The organism is Enterobacter sp. CRENT-193 (assembly GCF_002787395.1).
In the GTDB taxonomy this organism is placed as follows: domain Bacteria; phylum Pseudomonadota; class Gammaproteobacteria; order Enterobacterales; family Enterobacteriaceae; genus Enterobacter; species Enterobacter hormaechei_C.
The window spans coordinates 1,633,198-1,657,556 of the sequence record NZ_CP024812.1; the positions used below are offsets into that span (position 1 = coordinate 1,633,198).

Annotated in this window: 23 protein-coding genes and 1 other RNA gene; 16 read left to right on the plus strand and 8 right to left on the minus strand. The window is 57.4% G+C overall.

The features are described from left to right. Positions 1-21 precede the first annotated feature (21 nt). From epd to CU081_RS08095, 6 genes are all read left to right on the plus strand, one after another. Positions 22-1,041 carry an erythrose-4-phosphate dehydrogenase gene (epd, locus tag CU081_RS08070; protein ID WP_003860076.1) on the plus strand — a complete coding sequence of 340 codons (1,020 nt, stop codon included), beginning with the start codon at positions 22-24 and terminating at the stop codon, positions 1,039-1,041. A gap of 49 nt (positions 1,042-1,090) precedes the next feature. Continuing rightward, positions 1,091-2,254 carry a phosphoglycerate kinase gene (pgk, locus tag CU081_RS08075; RefSeq protein ID WP_003860077.1) on the plus strand — a complete coding sequence of 388 codons (1,164 nt, stop codon included), beginning with the start codon at positions 1,091-1,093 and terminating at the stop codon, positions 2,252-2,254. Positions 2,255-2,346: 92 nt separating this feature from the next. Then, positions 2,347-3,426, plus strand: a complete 1,080-nt coding sequence (gene fbaA / locus CU081_RS08080; RefSeq protein WP_003860079.1) for a class II fructose-bisphosphate aldolase — start codon at positions 2,347-2,349, stop codon at positions 3,424-3,426. Positions 3,427-3,613: 187 nt separating this feature from the next. Next, positions 3,614-4,468 (plus strand): small-conductance mechanosensitive channel MscS, encoded by an 855-nt coding sequence (locus CU081_RS08085; protein ID WP_022651818.1) that lies wholly within the window; start codon positions 3,614-3,616, stop codon positions 4,466-4,468. A 145-nt stretch (positions 4,469-4,613) separates the two neighbouring features. Continuing rightward, on the plus strand, positions 4,614-5,249 hold the full coding sequence (gene argO / locus CU081_RS08090; protein ID WP_039269094.1) for an arginine exporter ArgO: 636 nt from the start codon (positions 4,614-4,616) through the stop codon (positions 5,247-5,249). Between the two features lie 92 nt (positions 5,250-5,341). Beyond that, complete coding sequence (locus tag CU081_RS08095) at positions 5,342-6,082, plus strand: oxidative stress defense protein (RefSeq protein ID WP_003860087.1); 741 nt, start codon at positions 5,342-5,344, stop codon at positions 6,080-6,082. 48 nt (positions 6,083-6,130) lie between these two features. On the opposite strand, the gene argP is transcribed toward CU081_RS08095, so the two are convergent. After that, complete coding sequence (gene argP, locus CU081_RS08100; protein ID WP_003860089.1) at positions 6,131-7,024, minus strand: DNA-binding transcriptional regulator ArgP; 894 nt, start codon at positions 7,022-7,024, stop codon at positions 6,131-6,133. A gap of 127 nt (positions 7,025-7,151) precedes the next feature. On the opposite strand from argP, the gene rpiA reads away from it, so the two are divergent. Then, on the plus strand, positions 7,152-7,811 hold the full coding sequence (rpiA, locus tag CU081_RS08105; protein WP_003860091.1) for a ribose-5-phosphate isomerase RpiA: 660 nt from the start codon (positions 7,152-7,154) through the stop codon (positions 7,809-7,811). Between the two features lie 266 nt (positions 7,812-8,077). Further along, positions 8,078-9,310: a phosphoglycerate dehydrogenase gene (gene serA, locus CU081_RS08115; protein WP_017692705.1), complete on the plus strand. Its 1,233-nt coding sequence runs from the start codon at positions 8,078-8,080 to the stop codon at positions 9,308-9,310. Between the two features lie 102 nt (positions 9,311-9,412). Here the strand turns inward: serA and CU081_RS08120 are convergent, their stop codons facing one another. The 3 genes from CU081_RS08120 to zapA all read right to left on the minus strand — a co-directional run bounded on the left by CU081_RS08120 (position 9,413) and on the right by zapA (position 10,588). Beyond that, entirely contained in the window at positions 9,413-10,009 is a 597-nt protein-coding gene (locus CU081_RS08120; RefSeq protein WP_003860095.1) for a 5-formyltetrahydrofolate cyclo-ligase, read from the minus strand. A 24-nt stretch (positions 10,010-10,033) separates the two neighbouring features. Further along, positions 10,034-10,217: non-coding RNA, 6S RNA (ssrS, locus tag CU081_RS08125), on the minus strand. Positions 10,218-10,258: 41 nt separating this feature from the next. Then, complete coding sequence (zapA, locus tag CU081_RS08130) at positions 10,259-10,588, minus strand: cell division protein ZapA (RefSeq protein ID WP_003860096.1); 330 nt, start codon at positions 10,586-10,588, stop codon at positions 10,259-10,261. Positions 10,589-10,755: 167 nt separating this feature from the next. On the opposite strand from zapA, the gene CU081_RS08140 reads away from it, so the two are divergent. From CU081_RS08140 to CU081_RS08175, 8 genes are all read left to right on the plus strand, one after another. Continuing rightward, a complete protein-coding gene (locus CU081_RS08140) occupies positions 10,756-11,334 on the plus strand; it encodes a YecA/YgfB family protein (RefSeq protein WP_003860099.1) in 579 nt (192 codons plus the stop codon). Between the two features lie 31 nt (positions 11,335-11,365). After that, positions 11,366-12,679: a Xaa-Pro aminopeptidase gene (pepP, locus tag CU081_RS08145; RefSeq protein ID WP_086527952.1), complete on the plus strand. Its 1,314-nt coding sequence runs from the start codon at positions 11,366-11,368 to the stop codon at positions 12,677-12,679. Further along, positions 12,676-13,854: a 2-octaprenyl-6-methoxyphenyl hydroxylase gene (ubiH, locus tag CU081_RS08150; RefSeq protein WP_003860103.1), complete on the plus strand. Its 1,179-nt coding sequence runs from the start codon at positions 12,676-12,678 to the stop codon at positions 13,852-13,854. The genes pepP and ubiH overlap by 4 nt, the downstream gene beginning before the upstream one ends. A 12-nt stretch (positions 13,855-13,866) precedes the next feature. Beyond that, positions 13,867-15,069, plus strand: a complete 1,203-nt coding sequence (ubiI, locus tag CU081_RS08155) for an FAD-dependent 2-octaprenylphenol hydroxylase (RefSeq protein WP_022651816.1) — start codon at positions 13,867-13,869, stop codon at positions 15,067-15,069. Positions 15,070-15,466: 397 nt separating this feature from the next. After that, positions 15,467-16,561, plus strand: coding sequence for a glycine cleavage system aminomethyltransferase GcvT (gene gcvT / locus CU081_RS08160; RefSeq protein WP_003860107.1), 1,095 nt, complete (start codon positions 15,467-15,469; stop codon positions 16,559-16,561). Positions 16,562-16,584: 23 nt separating this feature from the next. Continuing rightward, positions 16,585-16,974 (plus strand): glycine cleavage system protein GcvH, encoded by a 390-nt coding sequence (gene gcvH, locus CU081_RS08165; protein ID WP_006811885.1) that lies wholly within the window; start codon positions 16,585-16,587, stop codon positions 16,972-16,974. 125 nt (positions 16,975-17,099) lie between these two features. Further along, positions 17,100-19,973, plus strand: a complete 2,874-nt coding sequence (gene gcvP / locus CU081_RS08170) for an aminomethyl-transferring glycine dehydrogenase (protein ID WP_058647456.1) — start codon at positions 17,100-17,102, stop codon at positions 19,971-19,973. A gap of 70 nt (positions 19,974-20,043) precedes the next feature. After that, entirely contained in the window at positions 20,044-20,787 is a 744-nt protein-coding gene (locus CU081_RS08175) for an SDR family oxidoreductase (protein ID WP_022651814.1), read from the plus strand. A 2-nt stretch (positions 20,788-20,789) separates the two neighbouring features. Here the strand turns inward: CU081_RS08175 and CU081_RS08180 are convergent, their stop codons facing one another. Genes CU081_RS08180 through CU081_RS08195 form a run of 4 tightly spaced genes read right to left on the minus strand, consistent with a single transcriptional unit; the run spans position 20,790 to position 24,301 of the window. Next, entirely contained in the window at positions 20,790-21,290 is a 501-nt protein-coding gene (locus CU081_RS08180; protein ID WP_003863422.1) for a protein disulfide oxidoreductase, read from the minus strand. Then, entirely contained in the window at positions 21,280-21,882 is a 603-nt protein-coding gene (locus tag CU081_RS08185; RefSeq protein ID WP_003863423.1) for a DsbA family protein, read from the minus strand. The genes CU081_RS08180 and CU081_RS08185 overlap by 11 nt, the downstream gene beginning before the upstream one ends. A 1-nt stretch (position 21,883) precedes the next feature. Continuing rightward, positions 21,884-23,893, minus strand: a complete 2,010-nt coding sequence (locus CU081_RS08190; RefSeq protein WP_022651812.1) for a protein-disulfide reductase DsbD family protein — start codon at positions 23,891-23,893, stop codon at positions 21,884-21,886. Positions 23,894-23,941: 48 nt separating this feature from the next. Then, positions 23,942-24,301 carry a hypothetical protein gene (locus CU081_RS08195; RefSeq protein WP_022649310.1) on the minus strand — a complete coding sequence of 120 codons (360 nt, stop codon included), beginning with the start codon at positions 24,299-24,301 and terminating at the stop codon, positions 23,942-23,944. Positions 24,302-24,359 lie beyond the last annotated feature (58 nt).

Sequence of the window (24,359 nt, forward strand, 5' to 3'; positions counted from 1 at the left end):
GGATAGCTTTGCAGGAGATCTATGACCGTACGCGTAGCGATTAATGGCTTCGGTCGCATCGGGCGCAACGTGGTTCGTGCTTTATATGAATCCGGGCGTCGTGCGGAAATCACCGTGGTGGCAATCAATGAACTGGCGGATGCTGCGGGCATGGCACATTTGTTGAAATATGACACCAGCCACGGTCGCTTTGCCTGGGACGTTCGCCAGGAAAGGGAACAGCTGTTCGTCGGTGACGATGCCATCCGCGTGCTGCATGAGAACAGTATTGAAGGGCTGCCCTGGCGCGAACTGGGTGTGGATGTGGTGCTGGACTGTACCGGCGTGTACGGTAACCGTGAACATGGCGAAGCGCATCTGAATGCTGGCGCGAAAAAAGTGCTGTTCTCCCATCCCGGCAGTAACGACCTCGACGCCACCGTCGTGTTTGGTGTTAACCAGCACGAGCTGCACGCTGAACACCGCATTGTCTCCAACGCCTCCTGCACCACCAACTGCATTATTCCGGTCATTAAACTGTTAGACGATGCTTATGGCATTGAATCCGGCACCGTGACCACGATTCACTCCGCCATGCACGATCAGCAGGTAATCGACGCCTACCATCCGGATTTACGACGCACTCGCGCGGCGAGCCAGTCAATCATTCCGGTGGATACGAAACTGGCTGCCGGGATCACCCGTATTTTCCCGCAGTTTAACGACCGTTTTGAAGCGATTGCCGTGCGCGTTCCGACGATAAACGTCACCGCAATCGATCTTAGCGTGACGGTGAAAAAACCGGTAAAAGCCTGTGAAGTCAACCTGTTGCTGCAAAAAGCGGCACAGGGAGCATTTCATGGTATAGTTGACTATACGGAATTACCGTTGGTCTCAGTAGATTTTAACCACGACCCGCATAGCGCCATCGTGGATGGCACGCAGACGCGAGTCAGTGGTGCGCACCTCATCAAGACGCTGGTCTGGTGTGATAACGAATGGGGCTTTGCTAACCGAATGCTCGACACCACGTTAGCCATGGCCGCGAAAGGTTTCAGGTAGAGCGCACCTTGCGCTTGCAAAACTTTAAGAATCAACGAGAGGATTCACCATGTCTGTAATTAAGATGACCGATCTGGATCTGGCAGGTAAACGCGTTTTCATCCGTGCCGATCTGAACGTACCGGTTAAAGATGGCAAAGTGACCAGCGACGCGCGTATCCGTGCATCTCTGCCAACCATTGAACTGGCTCTGAAGCAGGGCGCTAAAGTGATGGTCACCTCCCACCTGGGCCGTCCAACTGAAGGCGAGTACAACGAAGAGTTCTCTCTGCTGCCGGTTGTTAATTACCTGAAAGACAAACTGTCCAGCCCGGTTCGCCTGGTGAAAGATTACCTGGACGGCGTGGAAGTTGCCGAAGGTGAGCTGGTTGTTCTGGAAAACGTTCGCTTCAACAAAGGCGAAAAGAAAGACGACGAAACCCTGTCCAAAAAATACGCTGCGCTGTGCGACGTATTCGTGATGGATGCATTCGGTACGGCTCACCGTGCGCAGGCATCTACCCACGGTATCGGTAAATTCGCAGACGTCGCCTGTGCAGGTCCGCTGCTGGCTGACGAACTGGAAGCGCTGGGTAAAGCACTGAAAGAACCTGCTCGTCCAATGGTCGCTATCGTTGGTGGTTCTAAAGTTTCTACCAAACTGACCGTACTGGATTCTCTGTCCAAAATCGCTGACCAGCTGATCGTTGGCGGTGGTATCGCGAACACCTTCGTTGCTGCGCAAGGCCACAACGTGGGTAAATCCCTGTACGAAGCGGATCTGGTTGACGAAGCCAAACGTCTGCTGGGTACCTGTGATATCCCGGTTCCAACTGACGTTCGCGTGGCAACCGAGTTCTCCGAAACTGCTACCGCAACCCTGAAATCTGTTAACGACATCAAAGATGAAGAGCAGATTCTGGACCTGGGCGACGTTTCTGCACAGAAACTGGCTGAAATCCTGAAAAACGCAAAAACTATCCTGTGGAACGGTCCTGTCGGCGTGTTCGAATTCCCGAACTTCCGCAAAGGGACTGAGATCGTGGCTAACGCAATCGCAGACAGCGAAGCGTTCTCTATCGCAGGCGGTGGTGACACCCTGGCAGCAATCGACCTGTTCGGTATCGCTGACAAGATCTCCTACATCTCCACTGGTGGCGGCGCATTCCTCGAATTCGTGGAAGGCAAAGTTCTGCCAGCAGTAGCAATGCTCGAAGAGCGCGCTAAGAAGTAAGCCATTCAGGGGCAGGGAAACCTGCCCAATTTTCAGCGCGCTTATCAGAGCTCGCACCATTTCTAACGGCCGAAGATACAGGACTAAGCAACATGTCTAAAATTTTTGATTTCGTAAAACCTGGCGTTATCACTGGTGATGACGTACAGAAAGTGTTCCAGGTAGCTAAAGAAAACAACTTCGCTCTGCCAGCAGTTAACTGCGTGGGTACCGACTCCATCAACGCCGTACTGGAAACTGCTGCTAAAGTTAAAGCTCCAGTTATCGTTCAGTTCTCTAACGGTGGCGCTGCGTTCATCGCAGGTAAAGGCGTGAAAACTGACATTCCTCAGGGTGCTGCAATCCTGGGCGCTATCTCTGGCGCACATCACGTTCACCAGATGGCTGAGCACTACGGTGTTCCGGTTATCCTGCACACTGACCACTGCGCGAAAAAACTGCTGCCATGGATCGACGGTCTGCTGGACGCAGGTGAAAAACACTTCGCAGCAACCGGTAAGCCACTGTTCTCTTCTCACATGATCGACCTGTCCGAAGAGTCTCTGGAAGAAAACATCGAGATCTGCTCTAAGTACCTGGCGCGTATGTCCAAAATGGGCATGACCCTGGAAATCGAACTGGGTTGCACCGGCGGTGAAGAAGACGGTGTGGACAACAGCCACATGGACGCTTCTGCACTGTACACTCAGCCAGAAGACGTTGATTACGCTTACACCGAGCTGAGCAAAATCAGCCCACGCTTCACTATCGCAGCGTCCTTCGGTAACGTACACGGCGTATACAAACCAGGTAACGTGGTTCTGACCCCGACCATCCTGCGTGATTCTCAGGAATACGTGTCCAAAAAACACAACCTGCCGCACAACAGCCTGAACTTCGTCTTCCACGGCGGTTCCGGTTCTTCTGCTCAGGAAATCAAAGATTCCGTAAGCTACGGCGTAGTGAAAATGAATATCGATACCGACACCCAATGGGCAACCTGGGACGGTATCCTGCAATACTACAAAACCAACGAAGCTTACCTGCAAGGTCAGCTGGGCAACCCGAAAGGCGAAGACCAGCCGAACAAGAAATACTACGATCCACGCGTATGGCTGCGCGCTGCCCAGACTTCTATGATTACTCGTCTGGAGCAGGCATTCAAAGAACTGAACGCGGTTGACGTTCTGTAATTTGAGCTGTTCATAGCGTCAAGAAGGTCCGCATATGCGGGCCTTTTTTTATGCTTTTTCAATATCCTGCAATACCTGATTTTGTGATCTGTTTGGCAAAGCCGGTGCTTTTTGTTTACCCTTTACTGACCTGCCTGTCTCCATGGGGGATGGATTTTGTGTTTTGGTTTAACAAAAGGAAGAATAAATGGAACAACTTGATGTTGTAGACAGCATCAATAACGCGGGTAACTGGCTGGTGCGCAACCAGGCGCTACTGCTGAGCTACGCCGTGAATATTGTTGCCGCTATTGCCATCATCATTGTCGGGATGATCGTGGCGCGTATCGTTTCGAACGCTGTCAACCGGGTGATGGTCGCACGACACATTGATGCCACAGTCGCCGATTTCCTCTCCGCGCTGGTCCGTTACGGCATTATCGCCTTTACGCTGATTGCGGCGCTGGGGCGTGTCGGCGTGCAGACGGCATCCGTCATCGCTGTGCTCGGTGCTGCCGGTCTGGCCATTGGTCTGGCATTGCAGGGTTCGCTGTCTAACCTGGCGGCGGGCGTATTGCTGGTGACCTTCCGTCCGTTCCGTTCCGGTGAGTATGTGGATCTGGGCGGTATTGCCGGTACCGTGTTGCAGGTTCAGATTTTCTCCACGACCCTGCGTACCGTGGATGGTCGCATTGTGGTAGTCCCGAACGGGAAAATCATTGCGGGCAATATCATTAACTTCTCCCGCGAGCCGGTGCGTCGTAACGAGCTGATCATCAGCGTGGCGTACGACTCCGATATCGATCAGGTTAAGTCTCTGATTACCAACATCATTGCTTCAGATGACCGTATTCTGAAGGACCGCGAGCAGACCGTTCGTCTGAATGAGCTGGGCGCGTCATCTATTAATTTTGTGGTGCGCATCTGGAGCAAAAGCAGCGATCTTCAAAACGTTTACTGGGATGTGCTGGAGCGCATCAAGCGTGATTTCGATGCCAACGGCATCAGCTTCCCGTACCCGCAGATGGACGTAAACGTCAAAAAAGTCAAAGAAGCAGAGTAACGTCTCCCGTAGGCCCGGTAAGCGTCAGCGACACCGGGCTTTTCTTTTATTAGCCCAGCTAATCCCCAATTAATATTATCCATTTCCTCTAATGACGTTCCCGCAGTATAGTCTGCCTCCAGGACAACTCTGCGAGAATTACGTCATGTTATCTTATTATTTTCAGGGGCTTGTGTTAGGTGCGGCCATGATCCTTCCCCTTGGTCCACAAAATGCGTTCGTGATGAACCAAGGCATTCGCCGCCAGTATCATCTGATGATTGCCCTGCTGTGTGCGGTGAGCGATCTGCTGCTGATTTGCGCCGGGATTTTTGGCGGCAGCGCCCTGTTGATGCAGTCGCCGTGGCTGCTGGCGCTGGTTACCTGGGGCGGCGTAGCGTTTCTGCTGTGGTACGGGTTTGGTGCCCTGAAAACGGCCATGAGCAGCAATCTTGAGCTGGCTAGCGCCGAAGTGATGAAGCAGGGGCGCTGGAAGATTATCGTCACCATGCTCGCCGTGACGTGGCTTAACCCGCACGTCTACCTTGATACCTTTGTGGTACTGGGCAGCCTGGGCGGACAGCTGGACGTTGAGCCGAAACGCTGGTTTGCGCTCGGTACGGTCAGCGCCTCCTTCCTCTGGTTCTTCGGTCTTGCGATCCTGGCGGCGTGGCTGGCGCCACGACTGCGTACCGCCAAAGCACAGCGCATTATTAATACCCTGGTGGGGCTGGTGATGTGGTTTATTGCCTTCCAGCTGGCGAAAGAGGGCATTCATCACGTACAGGGATTGTTCAACTAAGCGTTGTCTTATGGACATCTGGACAAGACCCGCTAAGCTTGCTGGCATGAGCCCTGTTAACAGGGCACTCTTCGCAACATGGAGGAATGACAGTGAAGTTTAAGGTGATGGCCCTGGCGGCATTAGTAAGTTTAGGTGCGGTGTCGGTGCAGGCGAATGAACTGCCAAACGGCCCGCACATCGTCACTTCAGGTACGGCAAGCGTGGATGCGGTACCGGATGTTGCAACCCTGGCAATTGAAGTGAACGTGGCGGCGAAAGATGCTGCTTCCGCCAAGAAACAGGCAGACGATCGTGTTGCGCAATACCTCTCTTTCCTGGAACAGAACGGTGTCGCGAAAAAAGACATCAGCTCTGCGAACCTGCGTACCCAACCGGATTACGACTACCAGAACGGCAAAAGCATCCTGAAAGGCTATCGCGCCGTGCGTACTGTGGAAGTGACTGTACGCCAGCTTGATAAGCTCAACGGATTGCTGGATGGTGCGCTGAAGGCAGGGCTGAACGAAATTCGTTCCGTCTCGCTGGGCGTTGCGCAACCGGAAAAATATAAAGACGAAGCGCGTAAAGCGGCAATTGATGATGCCATTCATCAGGCGCAGCAGCTGGCATCCGGCTTCAAGAGCAAGCTCGGTCCGGTTTACAGCGTCCGTTACCACGTTTCAAACTACCAGCCAAGCCCGATGGTGCGGATGATGAAGGCGGACGCCGCGCCGGTTTCTGCTCAGGAAACCTACGAGCAGCCAACCATTCAGTTCGACGATCAGGTTGATGTGGTGTTCCAGCTGGAGCCAACTCAAACTCAGCAAACTGAGGCGGCTAAGGCGCAGTAGTTTGCCCTCACCCTAACCCTCTCCCACAGGGAGAGGGAATTCAAGCGATTAATCCTGTCTCAACACCTTATGCCCAAACGCCAGCAGCGCGTCGGTGACGTTGCGCATCATGCGGCTTTCCGGGGCAAAACGGTGCCAGTAGAGCATCCGGCGCTGATACAGCCCCGGGGTTAAATCAATCAGCTCACCACTTTTCAACTCTTTCTCAATCTGCAAATGCGGGATCATGCAGCAGGTCGTGCCCTGACGCGCGAGCTGTACGAAGGCTTCGGACGAGTTAACGATATGACACGGCACGCTGCCCGGCGGCAAATCGAAGTTTTGTTGCAGGAAGGCCTGATGCATATCGTCAAGATGGTCGAACGCGACGGCAGGGGCTTTCAGCAGCGCGGCGCGAGTCACGCCGTTCGGGAAGTAGCGCTCGGCAAAGGCTTTTGAACCGACAAACAGGTAATCCAGCGCGCCCAGCTGATCCACCAGACAGCTTGGCAGCGCCTGCGGCTGAATACTGACCGCCCCAACCACTTCGCCACGGCGCAGGCGTTCCTGAGTGCGGGTCTCGTCTTCAACCTGAAGGTTCAGGCGGATTGGGGAGTCGGCCAGCACCGGCGCAAGGGCCGGCAGCAGCCAGGTTGCCAGACTGTCGGCGTTCACCGCCAGCGACAGCAGCAGCGGCGTGGAGCCGGTTTGTTCATCGCCCAGCCATTCATCTTCCAGCAGTTCAACCTGACGCAGCAGGGCGAGGAGCTTTTGTCCTTGCTCTGTCGGACGCGGCGGTACGGTACGCACCAGCAGCGGCTGCCCGAACATGTTTTCAAGCTGTTTGATACGCTGTGATACGGCGGACTGGGTGATGCACAGCTTTTGCGCCGCGCGCTCAAAACCGCGTTCACGAATAACTGCATCAAGTGCCTGTAGTGTTCTGTAGTCCGGACGTTTCATTGCTCTGGCTGACTCCTTAATTTTGCTTAATCTGCACTATGACACAATTTTCCCTTCGTGGCAGACGAAATCCATTCGACGTGTTCTATAATGCGCCCTGATTTTTCACACCACAGGCAAAACGATCATGACGCAGGATGAACTGAAAAAAGCAGTAGGATGGGCCGCTCTCCAGTACGTACAGCCGGGTACCATTGTCGGTGTTGGTACGGGGTCCACGGCGGCACACTTTATCGATGCGCTGGGCACGATGAAGGGGCAGATCGAGGGTGCGGTTTCCAGCTCCGATGCTTCCACGGAAAAGCTGAAAAGCCTCGGCATCACCGTTTTCGACCTCAACGAAGTGGACCGTCTGGGCATTTACGTTGATGGCGCGGATGAAATCAACGGCCACATGCAGATGATCAAAGGCGGTGGCGCGGCGCTGACCCGCGAAAAAATCATCGCTTCCGTGGCGGATAAGTTCATCTGCATCGCGGACGCCTCCAAGCAGGTCGACATTCTGGGGAATTTCCCGCTGCCGGTCGAAGTGATCCCGATGGCGCGCAGCGCGGTTGCCCGTCAACTTGTGAAGCTGGGCGGTCGTCCGGAATACCGTCAGGGCGTAGTGACCGACAACGGCAACGTGATCCTCGACGTTCACGGTCTGGAAATTCTTGACGCGATTGCGCTGGAAAACGCCATCAACGGCATTCCAGGCGTAGTGACCGTAGGGCTATTCGCCAACCGTGGCGCGGATGTGGCGCTGATCGGCACCGCTGACGGCGTGAAAACCATCGTAAAATGATCTGACGGGGGGAGTCCTCCCCCCGCTAAAAAATTTTTGAAACGCTAAATTCGGTGACTTGTGTCACGTTTTTCCGCCTCTTTTGCCGATCCTGCCACGTTCGTAATTTTCCGCAGCATTTTCCTCTGCCATTTTGCCCTGTATGACTTTTCTTCAGAGTGCCGACGCAAACGTTCATATTGCTGCAATAGTTTTTTTTGATATGTTGGCTGCACGGGATTTATATCCAGCACAACATCAGTTCAGATAAAAACAGGGTCGGGTAAATGGCAAAGGTATCACTGGAGAAAGACAAGATTAAATTCCTGCTGGTTGAAGGCGTGCACCAGAAAGCGCTCGATAGCCTTCGCGCAGCAGGCTACACCAACATCGAATTTCACAAAGGCGCGCTGGACACTGAAGAGCTGAAAGCGTCCATCCGTGATGCCCATTTCATTGGCCTGCGATCCCGTACCCAACTGACTGAAGACGTTATTGCTGCGGCGGAAAAGCTGGTGGCGATTGGCTGTTTCTGCATCGGCACCAACCAGGTTGATCTGAATGCCGCCGCAAAACGCGGTATCCCGGTCTTTAACGCGCCGTTCTCTAACACCCGTTCCGTGGCGGAGCTGGTAATTGGCGAGCTGCTGCTGCTGCTTCGCGGCATTCCGGAGGCTAACGCCAAAGCGCACCGCGGCGTGTGGAATAAGCTGGCTGCGGGCTCCTACGAAGCCCGTGGGAAAAAGCTCGGGATTATCGGTTACGGCCATATCGGTACGCAGCTCGGTATTCTGGCGGAATCTCTCGGCATGCACGTGTTTTTCTACGATATCGAAAGCAAGCTGCCGCTGGGTAACGCGACGCAGGTGCAGCATCTTTCTGACCTGCTGAACATGAGCGACGTGGTAAGCCTGCACGTGCCGGAAAATGCGTCCACCAAAAACATGATGGGCGCAGAAGAGCTGGCGCTGATGAAGCCGGGCTCTCTGCTGATCAACGCCGCGCGCGGTACCGTGGTTGACATTCCTGCACTGTGCGACGCGCTGAAGCGTAAACATCTGGCGGGCGCGGCGATTGACGTGTTCCCGACGGAACCGGCCACTAACAGCGATCCGTTCACCTCTCCGCTGTGCGAGTTCGACAACGTGATTCTGACGCCGCACATTGGCGGTTCTACTCAGGAAGCGCAGGAGAATATCGGCCTGGAAGTGGCGGGTAAACTGAGCAAATATTCCGATAACGGTTCAACGCTCTCTGCGGTGAACTTCCCGGAGGTGTCTCTGCCGCTGCACGGTGGGCGTCGTCTGCTGCACATCCACGAAAACCGTCCTGGCGTGCTGACCGCCATCAACCAGATCTTTGCCGAGCAGGGCGTTAACATTGCTGCGCAGTATCTGCAAACTAACTCGCAGATGGGTTATGTGGTTATTGATATTGAAGCGGATGAAGACATCGCCGAGAAAGCATTGCAGAGCATGAAGGCCATTCCGGGGACGATTCGCGCGCGTCTGCTGTACTGATGGTGCGGTCTGTGGTGTCGGGTGGCGCTTACGCTTACCCGACCTACAATGTTCGATGATTTATGCAGGCCGGGTAAGGCGTAGCCGCCACCCGGCTTTATTCTACCAGGTCCAGGTTTTACTGGGCGTCACCACCGCCGGCAACGGCACATCCCATTTCTCTACGGGTAATACCTCCACGCCCTGGCAATCATGCGCATACCCCACCGGCTGCAATCCGTACTGCTGCCAGTTTTGCAGCGTCCTGTCATAGAACCCCCCGCCCATGCCTAATCGCTGGCCCTGCTCGTCAAACGCCACCAGCGGCGTAATCAGCACATCCAGTTCAGATAGCGGCAGCACGTCGCGCACGTCGAGTTTGGGTTCGGTGATTTTCAGACGATTTACCACCAGCTCGCTGTGCGGATGGTAGTGCAGAAACAGCAGATTGCCTCGGCTAAAGGGATGTAGCACCGGCAGATAAACTTTTTTCCCGGCGCGCCAGAGCTGGTCGATAAGCGGTTGGGTATCCAGCTCACCATCAAACGAGAGAAACAGGGCGACGGTGTTTGCCATCACCACAGGCGGATAGGCCATCATGCGGGCGGCGGCCTGCTGGGCAAAATGTGCCTGTTGCTCGGCGCTTAAGGCGCGACGACGCTGGCGAATAAGCTGACGGATGTCCTGGCGTGAAGCAGAAACTTCAGGGAATTGAGTCATGGTAGTCGGTAGAAGAAAAGAGAGGGAATCTCCGAGATGCCGCCGCAGGCTGTAACCCTTGAACCCTTGGTTCAAGGTGAATGTGTCGTCATAGTTTTAAGGCTTCTCGGACGGACCGAGCATGCTCACCAACCATGGAGCGCCACATTCTTGTGGTATGAAATATCGGCTCAGGGGACTGGCCCGCTTGCGAACATCTCAGAGAAATTTTGTCTTCACAGTTACTCTACCATAGTCAACTGAGAAGTGTTATTCAAACTTTGGTCCCGGTCTTTCGGGACTGCGACCTTGATCAAGCAATGCCTGTTCTATGGTCTGCTGGAGCATTTTAATGCGCTGCTCCATGCTTGCCGCGTAATCGCGGGTCTTCGCTTTTTCCTGAGTCAGTTCATAGCTGATGTTCAACGCGGCGATGAAAACCAGCTGCTCAGTATTTGTGACTCTAGTGCGTTCTTTTAGATCTTGCAACCGCTGATTCAAATCGTCCGCAGCCTGATTCAAGGCATCCCTTTGTTCAGGCGGACAATTCACTCGCAGTGAACGGCCAAAAATCTGGAGATCGACGGGTTGTGCAGACATGCCACCTTCCTGCTGATTGACTGCGCTGCCTTCGCTTACTGCCCCGGGGGCTGCGAAGGGGCGACACTATAGCTACCCTGATGTGAAGATACAAGCCCTTTTCTGGTATCACCAGGGTCCAAAGTGGTAGCATATCATGAATATCCTCCCTTTGATGACGAATGCGTATGTCTATACAGAACGAAATGCCTGGTTACAAGGATTTAAACCAGTTACTGAACCAGCAGGGAGTCGGTCTGACCCCTGCCGAAATGCACGGTCTGATCAGCGGCATACTGTGCGGCGGAAACAGCGACAGCTCATGGCAGCCGCTGATCCACGACCTCACCAACGAAGGGCTGGCGTTTGGCCACGAACTGGCGGAAGCGCTGCGTAAAATGCACGCCGCAACCAGCGATTCCCTGGAAGACGATGGCTTTCTTTTTCAGCTTTATCTGCCTGAAGGCGACGATGTCAGCGTCTTCGATCGCGCCGATGCGCTCGCGGGTTGGGTAAACCACTATCTTCTTGGCCTGGGCGTAACCCAGCCTAAACTGGATAAAGTGACCGGCGAAGCGGGTGAAGCGATCGACGATCTGCGTAATATCGCCCAGCTCGGCTACGATGAAGACGAAGACCAGGAAGAGCTGGAAATGTCTCTCGAAGAGATTATCGAGTACGTGCGCGTGGCGTCTCTGCTGTGCCACGACAACTTTACGCGCTCGCAGCCGACCGCGCCGGAAGTTCGCAAGCCAACATTACACTAAGAAAAATAACGCACAGGAGGGTGTCATGGTTATCTCCAGTCAAGAGTATTCTCGCCGTCGTCAGGCGCTGCTGGCAAAAATGCAGCCGGGAAGCGCTGCCCTGATTTTCGCCGCGCCGGAAGTGACGCGCAGCGCCGACAGCGAATACCCCTATCGCCAGAGCAGTGATTTCTGGTACTTCACCGGGTTTAACGAGCCGGAAGCGGTACTGGTGCTGATTAAAAGCAATGACACCCACAACCACAGCGTGATTTTTAACCGCGTGCGCGATCTGACCGCGGAAATCTGGTTTGGCCGCCGCTTAGGGCAGGAGGCGGCGCCGGAAAAACTGGGCGTGGACCGTGCGCTGGCCTACAGCGAAATCAACCAGCAGCTTTACCAACTGCTGAATGGCCTGGACGTGCTCTATCACGCGCAGGGCGAATACGCGTATGCGGATGACATTGTCTTCACCGCGCTGGATAAGCTGCGTAAAGGCTCACGTCAGAATTTGTCTGCACCCGCCACCCTGACGGACTGGCGTCCGATGGTGCATGAGATGCGTCTGTTTAAGTCTGAAGAAGAGCTGAACGTGATGCGCCGCGCGGGCGAAATCAGCGCCCTGGCGCATACCCGCGCCATGGAAAAGTGCCGTCCCGGTATGTTCGAGTACCAGCTTGAAGGCGAAATTCACCATGAATTTAACCGTCACGGCGCGCGCTTCCCGTCCTATAACACCATCGTAGGCGGCGGTGAAAACGGCTGCATTCTGCACTACACCGAAAACGAAAGTGAACTGCGCGACGGCGATCTGGTGCTGATTGACGCGGGCTGTGAATATCAGGGTTACGCGGGCGACATCACCCGTACCTTCCCGGTGAACGGTAAATTCACCACCGCGCAGCGTGAAATCTATGACATCGTGCTTGAGTCTCTGGAGACCGCGCTGACGCTGTTCCGCCCTGGCACCTCCATCCAGGAGGTTACGGGCGAGGTGGTGCGCATCATGATTACCGGGCTGGTAAAGCTCGGCATTTTGAAAGGCGATGTGGACACCCTTATAACCGAAAACGCCCATCGTCCGTACTTTATGCACGGCCTGAGCCACTGGCTGGGGCTGGATGTGCATGACGTCGGGGCATACGGACCGGAACGTTCGCGCGTGCTGGAGCCAGGCATGGTGCTGACCGTCGAGCCTGGGCTGTACATCGCGCCGGATGCCGACGTGCCAGAACAGTACCGCGGGATCGGCATTCGTATTGAAGATGACATCGTCATCACCGAAACCGGTAACGAAAACCTGACCGCGACCGTGGTGAAAAAAGCCGACGACATCGAGGCGCTGATGGCGGCGGCACGCGTATGAGCGTGATCATCGTTGGCGGAGGCATGACCGGCGCTACTCTGGCGCTGGCCATTTCGCAGTTAACCAAAGGCCAGCTTCCGGTGCATCTTGTTGAGGCGGTTGCGCCGCAGGCGGCCGATCATCCCGGCTTCGATGCCCGCGCCATCGCGCTGGCCCAGGGAACCTGCCAGCAGCTTGCGCGCATTGGCATCTGGCAGGCGATAGCGGACTGCGCGACGGCCATCGGCACCGTTCACGTCAGCGATCGCGGCCACGCCGGGTTTGTGACGCTGGATGCCCACGATTACCGAATTGAGGCACTGGGGCAGGTCGTCGAGCTGCATGACGTGGGGCTGCGGCTGTTCCGTCTGTTACAGGATGCCCCTGGCGTTACGCTGCACTGTCCGGCGCGCGTCGCCAGCTTCAGCCGCCGTGACGAGGCCGTCAGCGTGACGCTGGACAACGGCACCACGCTGGAGGGGCAACTGCTGGTGGCGGCAGATGGTTCACGCTCCGCGATCGCCACGCAATGCGGCGTAGAATGGCGCTCTGAACCCTATGGACAGGCGGCGGTCATCGCTAATGTCTCTACGGCTGGCGCGCATAACGGCAGGGCATTTGAGCGCTTCACGGAGCACGGCCCGCTGGCCATGCTGCCGATGTCGAACGGGCGCTGCTCGCTGGTATGGTGCCATGCGCAGGATCGGGCCGATGAGGTTCTCTCCTGGTCCGACGAACGTTTTTGTTCCGAGCTGCAAAAGGCCTTCGGCTGGCGGCTTGGGCGCATCACCCACGCCGGAAAACGCGTGGCCTATCCGCTTGCGCTGACGACCGCATCGCAGACTGTCTCCCATCGCGTCGCCCTGGTCGGCAACGCCGCGCAGACGCTACACCCCATCGCCGGGCAAGGCTTCAACCTTGGCCTCCGTGACGTGATGAGCCTGGCCGAGCTCCTGGCCCGGACGTGGAGCGAACAACAGGATTGTGGCGCATACTCAGTGCTGAGCCATTACCAGAAACGACGCCAGGCGGACAAAGCGGCGACCATTGGCGTCACCGACGGTTTAGTCCACCTGTTTGCCAATCGCTGGGCACCGCTGGTTGCGGGTCGCAACCTTGGGCTTATGGCGATGGAACTGTTCATTCCGGCACGTGACGTGCTGGCGCAGCGGACCCTGGGTTGGGTCGCGCGTTAAGGAGTATTGACCGTGCAAAATGTTGATGTCGCCATTGTGGGCGGCGGAATGGTAGGACTGGCGCTGGCTTGTGGTTTACAGGGCAGCGGCCTGCGCGTGGCCGTGCTTGAGCAAAAAGCGCCGCAGCCTGTGGCGCAGGATGCACCGCCAGAGCTTCGCGTCTCGGCGATCAATGCCGCCAGCGAAAAGCTACTGACGCACCTTGGCGTCTGGTCTGAAATCGTGGCGCTCCGTGCCAGTTGCTATCACGGGATGGAAGTGTGGGACAAAGACAGCTTTGGCCGTATCGCGTTTGACGATGAAAGCATGGGTTACAGCCACCTTGGACATATCGTTGAAAACGCGGTGATCCACCACGCGCTGTGGCAGAAAGCGCAGCAGTGCAGCGACGTCACGCTGATCGCACCGGCGAAACTTCATCAGGTGGCGTGGGGCGAAAACGACGCGTTTATCACTCTTGAAAGTGGCGATATGCTGACTGCGCGTCTGGTAGTGGGTGCCGACGGCGCTAATTCCTGGCTCCGTAACAAAGCGGATATTCCGCTGACCTTCTGGGATTACCGTCATCACGCGTTGGTGGCCACAATCCGCACCGAAGAGCCGCACGGCGGCGTGGCGCGCCAGATTTTCCATAATGACGGCATTCTGGCCTTCCTGCCGCTTGCCGATCCGCATCTCTGCTCCATCGTCTGGTCCTTAGAGCCGGAGAAAGCGCAGCAGATGCAGGAGACGACGCCGGATGCCTTCAGTCAGGCGCTATGCGTGGCGTTTGATAACCGTCTGGGCCTGTGCGGGCTTGAAAGCGAACGCCAGACGTTTCCGTTAACCGGTCGCTACGCGCGTCAGTTTGCCGCGCACCGTCTGGCGCTGGTGGGGGATGCGGCGCATACCATTCATCCGCTGGCCGGGCAGGGAGTGAACCTCGGCTTTATGGACGCGGCTGAGCTGGTTGAAGAGCTGCGTCGCCTGCATCGGGAAGGCAAAGATATTGGTCAGCATCTGTATCTGCGTCGCTACGAGCGCAGCCGCAAACACAGTGCGGCGATGATGCTGGCGGGTATGCAGGGCTTCCGCGAGCTGTTTGCCGGAGCGAACCCGGCGAAAAAACTGCTGCGCGATATTGGCCTCAAACTGGCCGACACCCTTCCCGGCGTAAAACCGCAGCTTCTTCGTCAGGCAATGGGCCTCAACGATCTTCCCGACTGGTTACGTTAATCTCGATCCCCGTCACACTTTATTTTCCCGGCCTCCGCGCCGGGGAAATTTCCTCGTTTGAAATAATCTAATTTCACGTCATTTTTCGCATTAGAAAATCTAATCTTACTATTTTTATGTTACGGAAATTCGGCCCGTTTTTCCGCATGAAATATCAGCATCTGCTAAATCCTGTTAGATCATTGTTAATTTTATGCGGGGTTAATCGCATTTTCCCAGTGAATAACTCTGTAGGCTTTTCAGCGATTTTTGGTCATAAGCTAATGTGATGACCCGTTTTACCTTATGGTTAACCGCCGGTTTCGGTGGTAAGTTCAGGTAAAAGAGAACGTTTGCGTCGGCCCCCGAACGCGAGGCCGACACCGGGTTTCACGGTGAATTTTTCAACGAGGAAAAGATGGCTCAACAGACTCCTTTGTACGAACAGCACGTGTTATGCGGTGCCCGCATGGTGGACTTCCACGGCTGGATGATGCCGCTGCACTACGGCTCGCAGATTGATGAGCACCACGCGGTGCGCACCGATGCCGGTATGTTCGACGTGTCTCATATGACGATTGTCGACCTGCGCGGTAGCCGCACCCGGGAGTTTTTGCGTTATCTGCTGGCAAACGACGTCGCCAAACTGAAGACGCCGGGCAAAGCGCTCTATACCGGTATGCTCAATGCCTCTGGCGGCGTGATTGACGACCTCATCGTCTACTACTTCACCGAAGATTTCTTCCGCCTCGTTGTAAACTCCGCCACCCGCGAAAAAGACCTCTCCTGGATTTCCCAACACGCTGAACCTTACGCCATTGACATCACTGTCCGTGACGATCTGTCGCTGATTGCCGTACAGGGGCCAAACGCCCAGGCGAAAGCCGCGTCTCTGTTCAGCGACGAGCAGCGCAAAGCCACCGAAGGCATGAAGCCATTCTTCGGCGTGCAGGCGGGGGATCTGTTTATCGCCACCACCGGCTACACCGGTGAAGCGGGCTATGAAATTGCCATGCCAAACGAGAAGGCCGCTGATTTCTGGCGTGCGCTGGTGGAGGCAGGTGTGAAGCCTGCGGGCCTGGGCGCGCGCGATACGCTGCGTCTGGAAGCGGGGATGAACCTCTACGGTCAGGAGATGGACGAAGGCGTCTCTCCGCTGGCCGCCAACATGGGCTGGACCATCGCATGGGAACCGGCTGACCGTGATTTTATTGGTCGTGAAGCGCTGGAGATGCAGCGCGAGAAGGGCACTGAACAGCTGGTAGGCCTGGTGATGAAAGAAAAAGGCGTGCTGCGCGGCGAGCTGCCGGTGCGCTTCACCGATGCCGATGGCAATCATCGCGAAGGCGTGATCACCAGCGGAACGTTCTCCCCGACGCTCGGCTACAGTATTGCCCTGGCACGCGTGCCGGCGGGGATTGGCGAAACGGCGGTGGTGCAGATCCGCAACCGCGAAATGCCGGTCAACGTGACCAAACCGATTTTTGTTCGCGCCGGTAAGCCGGTCGCCTAACTATTTTTATCAGGAGAACTTCAATGAGCAATGTGCCAGCAGAACTGAAATACAGCAAAGAACACGAGTGGCTGCGCAAAGAGGCGGACGGCACTTACACCGTTGGGATCACCGAGCACGCGCAGGAGCTGCTGGGCGACATGGTGTTTGTTGACCTGCCGGAAGTGGGCGCAACCGTGAGCGCAGGCGATGACTGTGCGGTGGCGGAATCCGTTAAAGCGGCCTCTGACATCTACGCCCCGGTAAGCGGTGAAATTGTTGCCGTGAACGACGCGCTCAGCGACTCCCCGGAGCTGGTGAACAGCGAACCGTATGAAGGCGGCTGGATCTTCAAGATCAAAGCCAGCGACGAAGCGCAGGTTGCCGCGCTGCTGGATGCGACCGCGTACGAAGCACTACTGGAAGACGAATAAGCCATTTCCCTCTCCCCTTTGGGGAGAGGGTAGGGTGAGGGGAACAGACGATACCCTCACCCCAGCCCTCTCCCTTAGGGAAAGGGAGAAAACACATTCACTGCACGTTTCAGGAATCATCGCTCATGACACAGACTTTAAGCCAGCTTGAAAACCGTGGCGCCTTCATTGAACGTCACATTGGGCCGGATGCTCAGCAACAGCAGGAGATGCTGAAGACAGTTGGCGCGGATTCATTAAACGCACTGATCGGCCAGATCGTGCCAAAGGACATCCAGCTTGCCACGCCGCCGCAGGTAGGCGAGTCCACGACGGAGTTCGCCGCGCTGGCGGAGCTTAAGGCCATCGCCAGCCTTAACAAGCGCTATAAGTCTTACATTGGCATGGGCTACACCAACGTGCAGTTACCGCCGGTGATCCTGCGTAACATGCTGGAAAACCCGGGCTGGTACACCGCTTATACCCCATATCAGCCAGAAGTCTCCCAGGGCCGTCTGGAAGCGCTGCTGAACTTCCAGCAGGTGACGCTGGATCTGACCGGTATGGATATCGCCTCTGCCTCGCTGCTGGATGAAGCCACCGCCGCCGCCGAAGCGATGGCGATGGCGAAGCGCGTGAGCAAACTGAAAAACGCCAACCGTTTCTTCGTCGCGGCGGACGTGCATCCCCAGACGCTGGACGTGGTGCGCACCCGTGCGGAAACCTTCGGCTTTGAGGTGATTGTCGACGACGCTGAAAAAGTGCTGGATCACCAGGACGTCTTCGGCGTGCTGTTGCAGCAGGTGGGCACCACCGGGGAAGTACACGACTACGGCGCACTGATCGCCGAGCTGAAATCCCGTAAGATTATTGTTAGCGTCGCCGCTGATTTTATGGCGCTGGTGCTGCTGACGGCGCCAGGTAAACAGGGCGCGGATATTGTTTTCGGCTCAGCCCAGCGTTTCGGCGTGCCGATGGGCTACGGCGGCCCGCACGCGGCGTTCTTTGGCGCGAAAGATGAATTTAAACGCTCCATGCCAGGCCGTATTATCGGCGTATCGAAAGATGCCGCCGGTAACACCGCGCTGCGCATGGCGATGCAGACCCGCGAGCAGCATATCCGCCGCGAGAAAGCGAACTCCAACATCTGTACCTCGCAGGTACTGCTGGCTAACATTGCCAGCCTGTACGCGGTGTTCCACGGTCCGGCTGGCCTGAAGCGCATTGCCAGCCGCATCCACCGTCTGGCCGATATCCTGGCCTGCGGTCTGCAACAGAAAGGTCTCAGACTGCGTCATGAACACTATTTCGACACCCTGTGCGTCGAGGTGGCAGACAAAGCGGCCGTGCTGGCGCGCGCCGAGGCAGCGCAAATCAACCTGCGCAGCGACATTCACAATGCAGTCGGCATTACGCTGGACGAAAGCACCACCCGTGACGATATCCTGACCCTGTTCAACGTATTGCTGGGTGACGCACACGGTCTGGATGTTGATACGCTCGACAAAGAGGTTGCGCTCGACAGCCGCTCCATTCAGGAAAGCATGCTGCGCGACGACGCGATCCTGACTCACCCGGTGTTCAACCGCTATCACAGCGAAACCGAGATGATGCGTTACATGCACTCTCTGAAACGTAAAGATCTGGCGCTGAACCAGGCGATGATCCCGCTGGGCTCCTGCACCATGAAGCTGAACGCCGCGGCTGAGATGATCCCAATTACCTGGCCTGAATTCTCTGAGCTGCACCCGTTCTGCCCGGCTGAGCAGGCGGAAGGTTATCACATGATGATCAACCAGCTCTCCGACTGGCTGGTGAAGCTGACCGGTTATGACGCGCTCTGCATGCAGCCGAACTCCGGCGCGCAGGGTGAATATGCAGGCCTGCTGGCAATCCGTCACTATCACGAAAGCCGCAACGAAGGCCATCGCGATATCTGCCTGATCCCAAGCTCCGCCCACGGTACCAACCCGGCTTCTGCCCAGATGGCAGGAATGGAAGTGGTGGTTGTGGCGTGCGACAAAAACGGCAACATCGATCTGGCCGACCTGCGCGCCAAAGCCGAGCAGGCGGGCGACAAACTCTCCTGCATCATGGTGACCTACCCATCCACCCACGGCGTGTACGAAGAGACCATCCGTGAAGTGTGTGAAGTGGTGCATCAGTTCGGCGGCCAGGTTTACCTCGACGGCGCAAACATGAACGCCCAGGTGGGCATCACCTCTCCGGGCTTTATTGGCGCGGACGTGTCGCACCTGAACCTGCATAAAACGTTCTGCATTCCGCACGGCGGTGGCGGCCCGGGCATGGGTCCTATCGGCGTGAAGGCGCACCTGGCGCCGTTTGTCCCAGGCCACAGCGTGGTGCAGATTGAAGGCATGCTGACCCGTCAGGGCGCGGTCTCCGCGGCACCGTTCGGCAGCGCCTCTATCCTGCCAATCAGCTGGATGTACATCCGCATGATGGGCGCGGAAGGGCTGAAGCAGGCCAGCCAGGTAGCGATCCTTAACGCCAACTACATCGCAACGCGTCTGAAGGACGCCTATCCGGTGCTCTATACCGGCCGCGACGGTCGCGTGGCGCACGAATGCATCCTCGATATTCGTCCTCTGAAAGAAGAGACGGGCATCAGCGAGCTGGATATTGCCAAGCGCCTGATCGACTACGGATTCCACGCGCCAACCATGTCCTTCCCGGTTGCGGGAACGCTGATGGTTGAGCCGACCGAGTCTGAAAGCAAGGTGGAACTGGATCGCTTTATCAACGCCATGCTGGCGATCCGCAGCGAAATCGACCGCGTGAAAGGCGGGGAGTGGACGCTGGAAGATAACCCGCTGGTTAACGCGCCGCATACCCAGAACGAACTGGTAGCAGAGTGGAACCACGGTTATACCCGCGAGCTGGCTGTCTTCCCGGCAGGTGTGGCAAACAAATACTGGCCAACCGTGAAACGTCTTGATGATGTTTACGGCGACCGTAACCTGTTCTGCTCCTGCGTACCGATGAGCGAATACCAGTAACGTTGTTCCTGTAGTAACGTAGGCCGGGTAAAGCGAAGCCGCTACCCGGCTTTTTTATTGGGAGAAAAGAATGGCAATTGCACTGGTCACCGGCGCCAGCCGGGGTATTGGTAAAGCCACCGCGCTACAGCTGGCAAGCGAAGGCTACACCGTTGCGGTGAATTTTCATCACAACATCAAAGCCGCGACAGAGGTCATTAATCAGATCGTGGACGCGGGCGGTAAAGCCTTTGCCGTGCGCGCGGACATCAGCGATGAGGCGCAGGTGATGGCGATGTTCGCCAGCATCGATCGCGAAGGTGAGCCGCTCGCCGCGCTGGTGAACAACGCCGGGATTTTGTTTGAACAATCCACCATCGAACACCTCTCCGCTGAACGTATTAACCGCGTGCTGGCTACCAACGTCACCGGCTATTTTCTCTGCTGCCGTGAAGCGGTTAAGCGCATGTCGCATAAACACGGCGGCAAGGGCGGCGCGATTGTGAATGTCTCCTCGGCGGCGTCACGGCTGGGCGCGCCGGGGGAATATGTGGATTATGCCGCCTCAAAAGGGGCGGTGGATTCCCTGACTACCGGCCTCGCGCTGGAGGTGGCGGCACAGGGCATTCGCGTTAACTGCGTGCGGCCAGGCCTGATTTATACCGATATTCACGCCTCCGGCGGCGAGCCGGGGCGTGTGGATCGGGTGAAGTCGATGTTACCGATGCAGCGTGGCGGTCAGCCGGAGGAGGTCGCCCAGGCCATTGCCTGGCTGCTGAGCGACAAAGCCTCCTATGTTACCGGTAGCTTCCTGGAGCTGGCTGGCGGGAAGTAACGCTACGACGCCAGCCACAGCCGCAGGCGCATTCCCCAGCCGCTGGTCCAGCCGGTGGTGATCGACTTCACCTCACCGTGAGAGATCACCACCAGCGTTGGCGTCACCTTAACGTCCCACTCACGCGCCAGTTCTCCGCTGGCGTCGTTGACCGTGGGCATCATCGCCTTCTTCTTCCTCATCCATGTTTCGAGCGTCGCGTTATCGCCCGAGCGCAGCGCAACCGACATCACGTTACCCCCGTCCGCGGCAAGCGCCGCCACCGACGGCGTGGTGTAGCGGCAAACGCCGCACCATGTCGCCCAGACGTAGACCAGCAGCGGTCGCTCCTTACTCATGGCGATAAGATCGACGGGCTGACCGTCGAGGGTGTGCAGTGCCGTCGCGGAGAAATTCTGCGGCAGCGCGGGCTGGCGGAAATAGTCCACCGCCAGGCTCACGGCTATGCCAATCAGCAGCCACACGCCCAGTTCGCGCAGCAGGCGCGGAAGCTTACTTGCCACGGACGTTTGCCAGCTGTTCTTTGACCAGCCCCTCCAGGTCGTCATACGGAATGGCGCCCGCCACCATCTGGTCGCCGATAATGGTCGCCGGGGTACCCTGAATATTCAGCACCTGCGCCAGGATGAGGTTCATCTTTAAGCTGTCCATGGTTTTATCATCCGTTTTAATGCCGTCCGTTCCGGTCTTGACCTTCGCGGCGGCGATGCTGGCGTCATCGTGATAGCCCTTTTTCATCATCAACCGCTGGTGCAGCGCCCAGAATTTATCCGGCGCCTGCTGCCACGTCGAGAGCGCCGCTTTCGCGGCATTTACCGAGCTTTGTCCCTTAAACGGCAGCAGTTTGACGATGAGCTGCACGTCGGGATTTTCCTGCACGATTTTCTCCAGCATTGGGTCGAACTGCTTGCAATACGGGCAGTTGTAGTCCGTGAAGGAGACGATGGTCAGCTTCGGCGATGCCGCGCCGGTTCGCGGGCTGTTGGTGTCGTTAAACAGCAGTTTTGCCAGCTGGTCGCTGGAAGCGTCATCTGACGGTGCGGCGAAACCGAACGTTGATAACGACAGCAGAAGTAAGGCTATTAAGGCTCTCATGTTATTTTCCTTTTGCATCGGACAGGGTGCTCAGCACCGCTTCGCGGCTTAACAACGCAGGCAGCACGTGGCCCTGCGGTAATCCCGGTCCGTAGATCTGGTTAAACGGCACGGCGGCGCTGCCGCGCGTGGTTAAGAACTGGCTGATGGTATCTGAGGGGCGGCTCCAGTCGCCGCGCAGGGCGACAACGTCCGGGGCGGAGAGCGCATCCTGCACGTCGTCGCGCAGCAGCACGTTGTATTTATTGGCTTTACAGGTCACGCACCAGTCGGCGGTCACGTCGACGAACACCCGTTTGTTCTCCGCCAGCGCGCGGGCAATGGCCTGCTCGCTGAGCGGTTGCCAGTGGATACGATCGCGGCGGGAACCCTCGCCGCCGGAGCCGGATACAAACGCGACTGCTCCGGCCACTACTACAGCTAATACCCCGGCGCGCAGTGCCGTTTGCCAGCGGTAGCGCCAGGCGGTGACCAGCAGCAGCGTAAGGATCAGGAGCACGCCCAGCGTGATGACGGGCAGGCTGCCAATGTGCACCGTCAGCAGGCTCAGCAGCCACAGCGATGAGCCGAGCATCATTATCCCCAGCACTACGCGTACGACGTTCATCCAGCGTCCCGGACGCGGCAAGCGCTGGGCCAGCCCCGGCCAGGCCGCCACCAGCAGCCACGGCAGGCTCATGCCGATACCCATCGCCAGGAAGATCCCCCACAGCAGGGGAAGCGGCGCCGCCAGCGCGACCGAGACCGCCGTACCCAGGAACGGCGCGGTGCAGGGCGTTGCAAGCAGCGTGGCAAACGCGCCTTGCCAGAAATGACCCGCAAGCCCGTTACCGCCGCGCGTGGCGAGGAAGGTGCTGGCGCCGGAAGGGAGACGGATTTCAAGCAACCCCAGCAGGCTGGCGCTGAAAAGCACCATCACCATCGCCATCGCACCAATAAACCACGGGTTCTGGAACTGGATCCCCCAGCCGAGTGCCTGATTGCCTAAGCGTAAAACCGTCATCATCAGCGCCAGCGCGAGGAACGAGATCACGATCCCGGCTACCGACGCAAGAAACTGTCGGCGTACCTGACCCCGCGCCTGCCGTTCGGTTTGCATCAGCGTGCCCAGCTTCATGGCCAGCACGGGCAGTACGCAGGGCATGACGTTAAGGATCAGACCGCCAGCCAGCGCCATCAGCAGCACCCAGCCTAACGAGAGCGTCGGCGCGGCGTTCCCCGGCTGAATGCTCAGGCTGGACTCCTGCGCCTGCCCGCTATCGGCCAGAACCAGCGACAGGGTTTTGCCGCTGAGGTTGGGCGCTGCCTCGCCCCAGCTGTCCGTCACGGGCACGGTGGCGACAAGCGAATCACCGCGCACGGTGAGGGCCGGTTTGCCGAAATCAACATCATCCATACCGTCGATAAACAGGGACGGCGCCTGCCAGCCTGCGTCACGCTGCGCCGTTACGGTCAGCTTGCCGGGGGCATAGGTGGCGTTAAGCGTTGAGGTCAACCCGCCGCTGAGCGGAAGGGTGCCCATGGCCCGACTGAAATCGTAATCAAAACCGGCGCCTGCGGATGCGGTCATGTTCAGTGAAAACGGGTAGTCGGTAAGAATACAGACGTTGCTACAGGTGGAGAGCGTAAGCACGCCGCTCAGGATCTTCGGGACGTCGCCCCGCAGGGTGATGGGAAAGCTGACATCGCCGTGATAGCCCTGCGTGGTGATACCCGCGACGTCGAAACGCTGCGGCACAGGCCAGCGCCATTTCACCTCGACGGGCTGATGCCATTTAATCGCGGGTGCGACGCCCCCTTCGCCCGGCGAGCGCCAGTAGGTTTTCCAGCCTTTTTGCAGGGCGACGTCCAGCAGCAGGCGGGTTTCGCCAGTGCTTTCGGGTTGCGCACGCAGCCTGACGCTGGCGTGCTGATTATCGGCGGCGCGCAGCCAGCCGCTGTCGGCAGCCTGGCTGAGGGGCAGCCATAGCCAAAGCAGGCAGACCAGCAGTCGCCTGAATACAGTAAACATAAATTATCTCCGTAAATGATGAATTAACCTGAAGTAACAGGCGAAGACTCATTCACGGAAGACGCATAATCGCAGATGCACCCTTAACCGGGGCGGGGAGATAACGCGGGGAGGCCACTGCCGTTCGCGGCGCGGCGGGCTGGCTGCCAGCAACGCCAGCAGCAGGGTGACGGCAATCAGGGCGCCTTCAAACAAAACAGGCGGGACCGACATCAGCGACTTGGCGCTAAGCTCACACGGGGTTACCGGTGCGTCGGCACTCTCCTGCCCCTGCTGGACAGACTGGCTCGTGGCGGTGACGTTCATGACAAGCGCGTGCATCCCGGCCATCCGCTGGGCGGTGCATATCAGCACCACCAGGCAGGCCAGGGCTACAAGCAGGATAGCGTTGCGTTGTCGCTTGATCATGTTCGCCTCAAATATTCAGGACGCCTATATTATCGGGCGAACATATTTTGGCAACGCA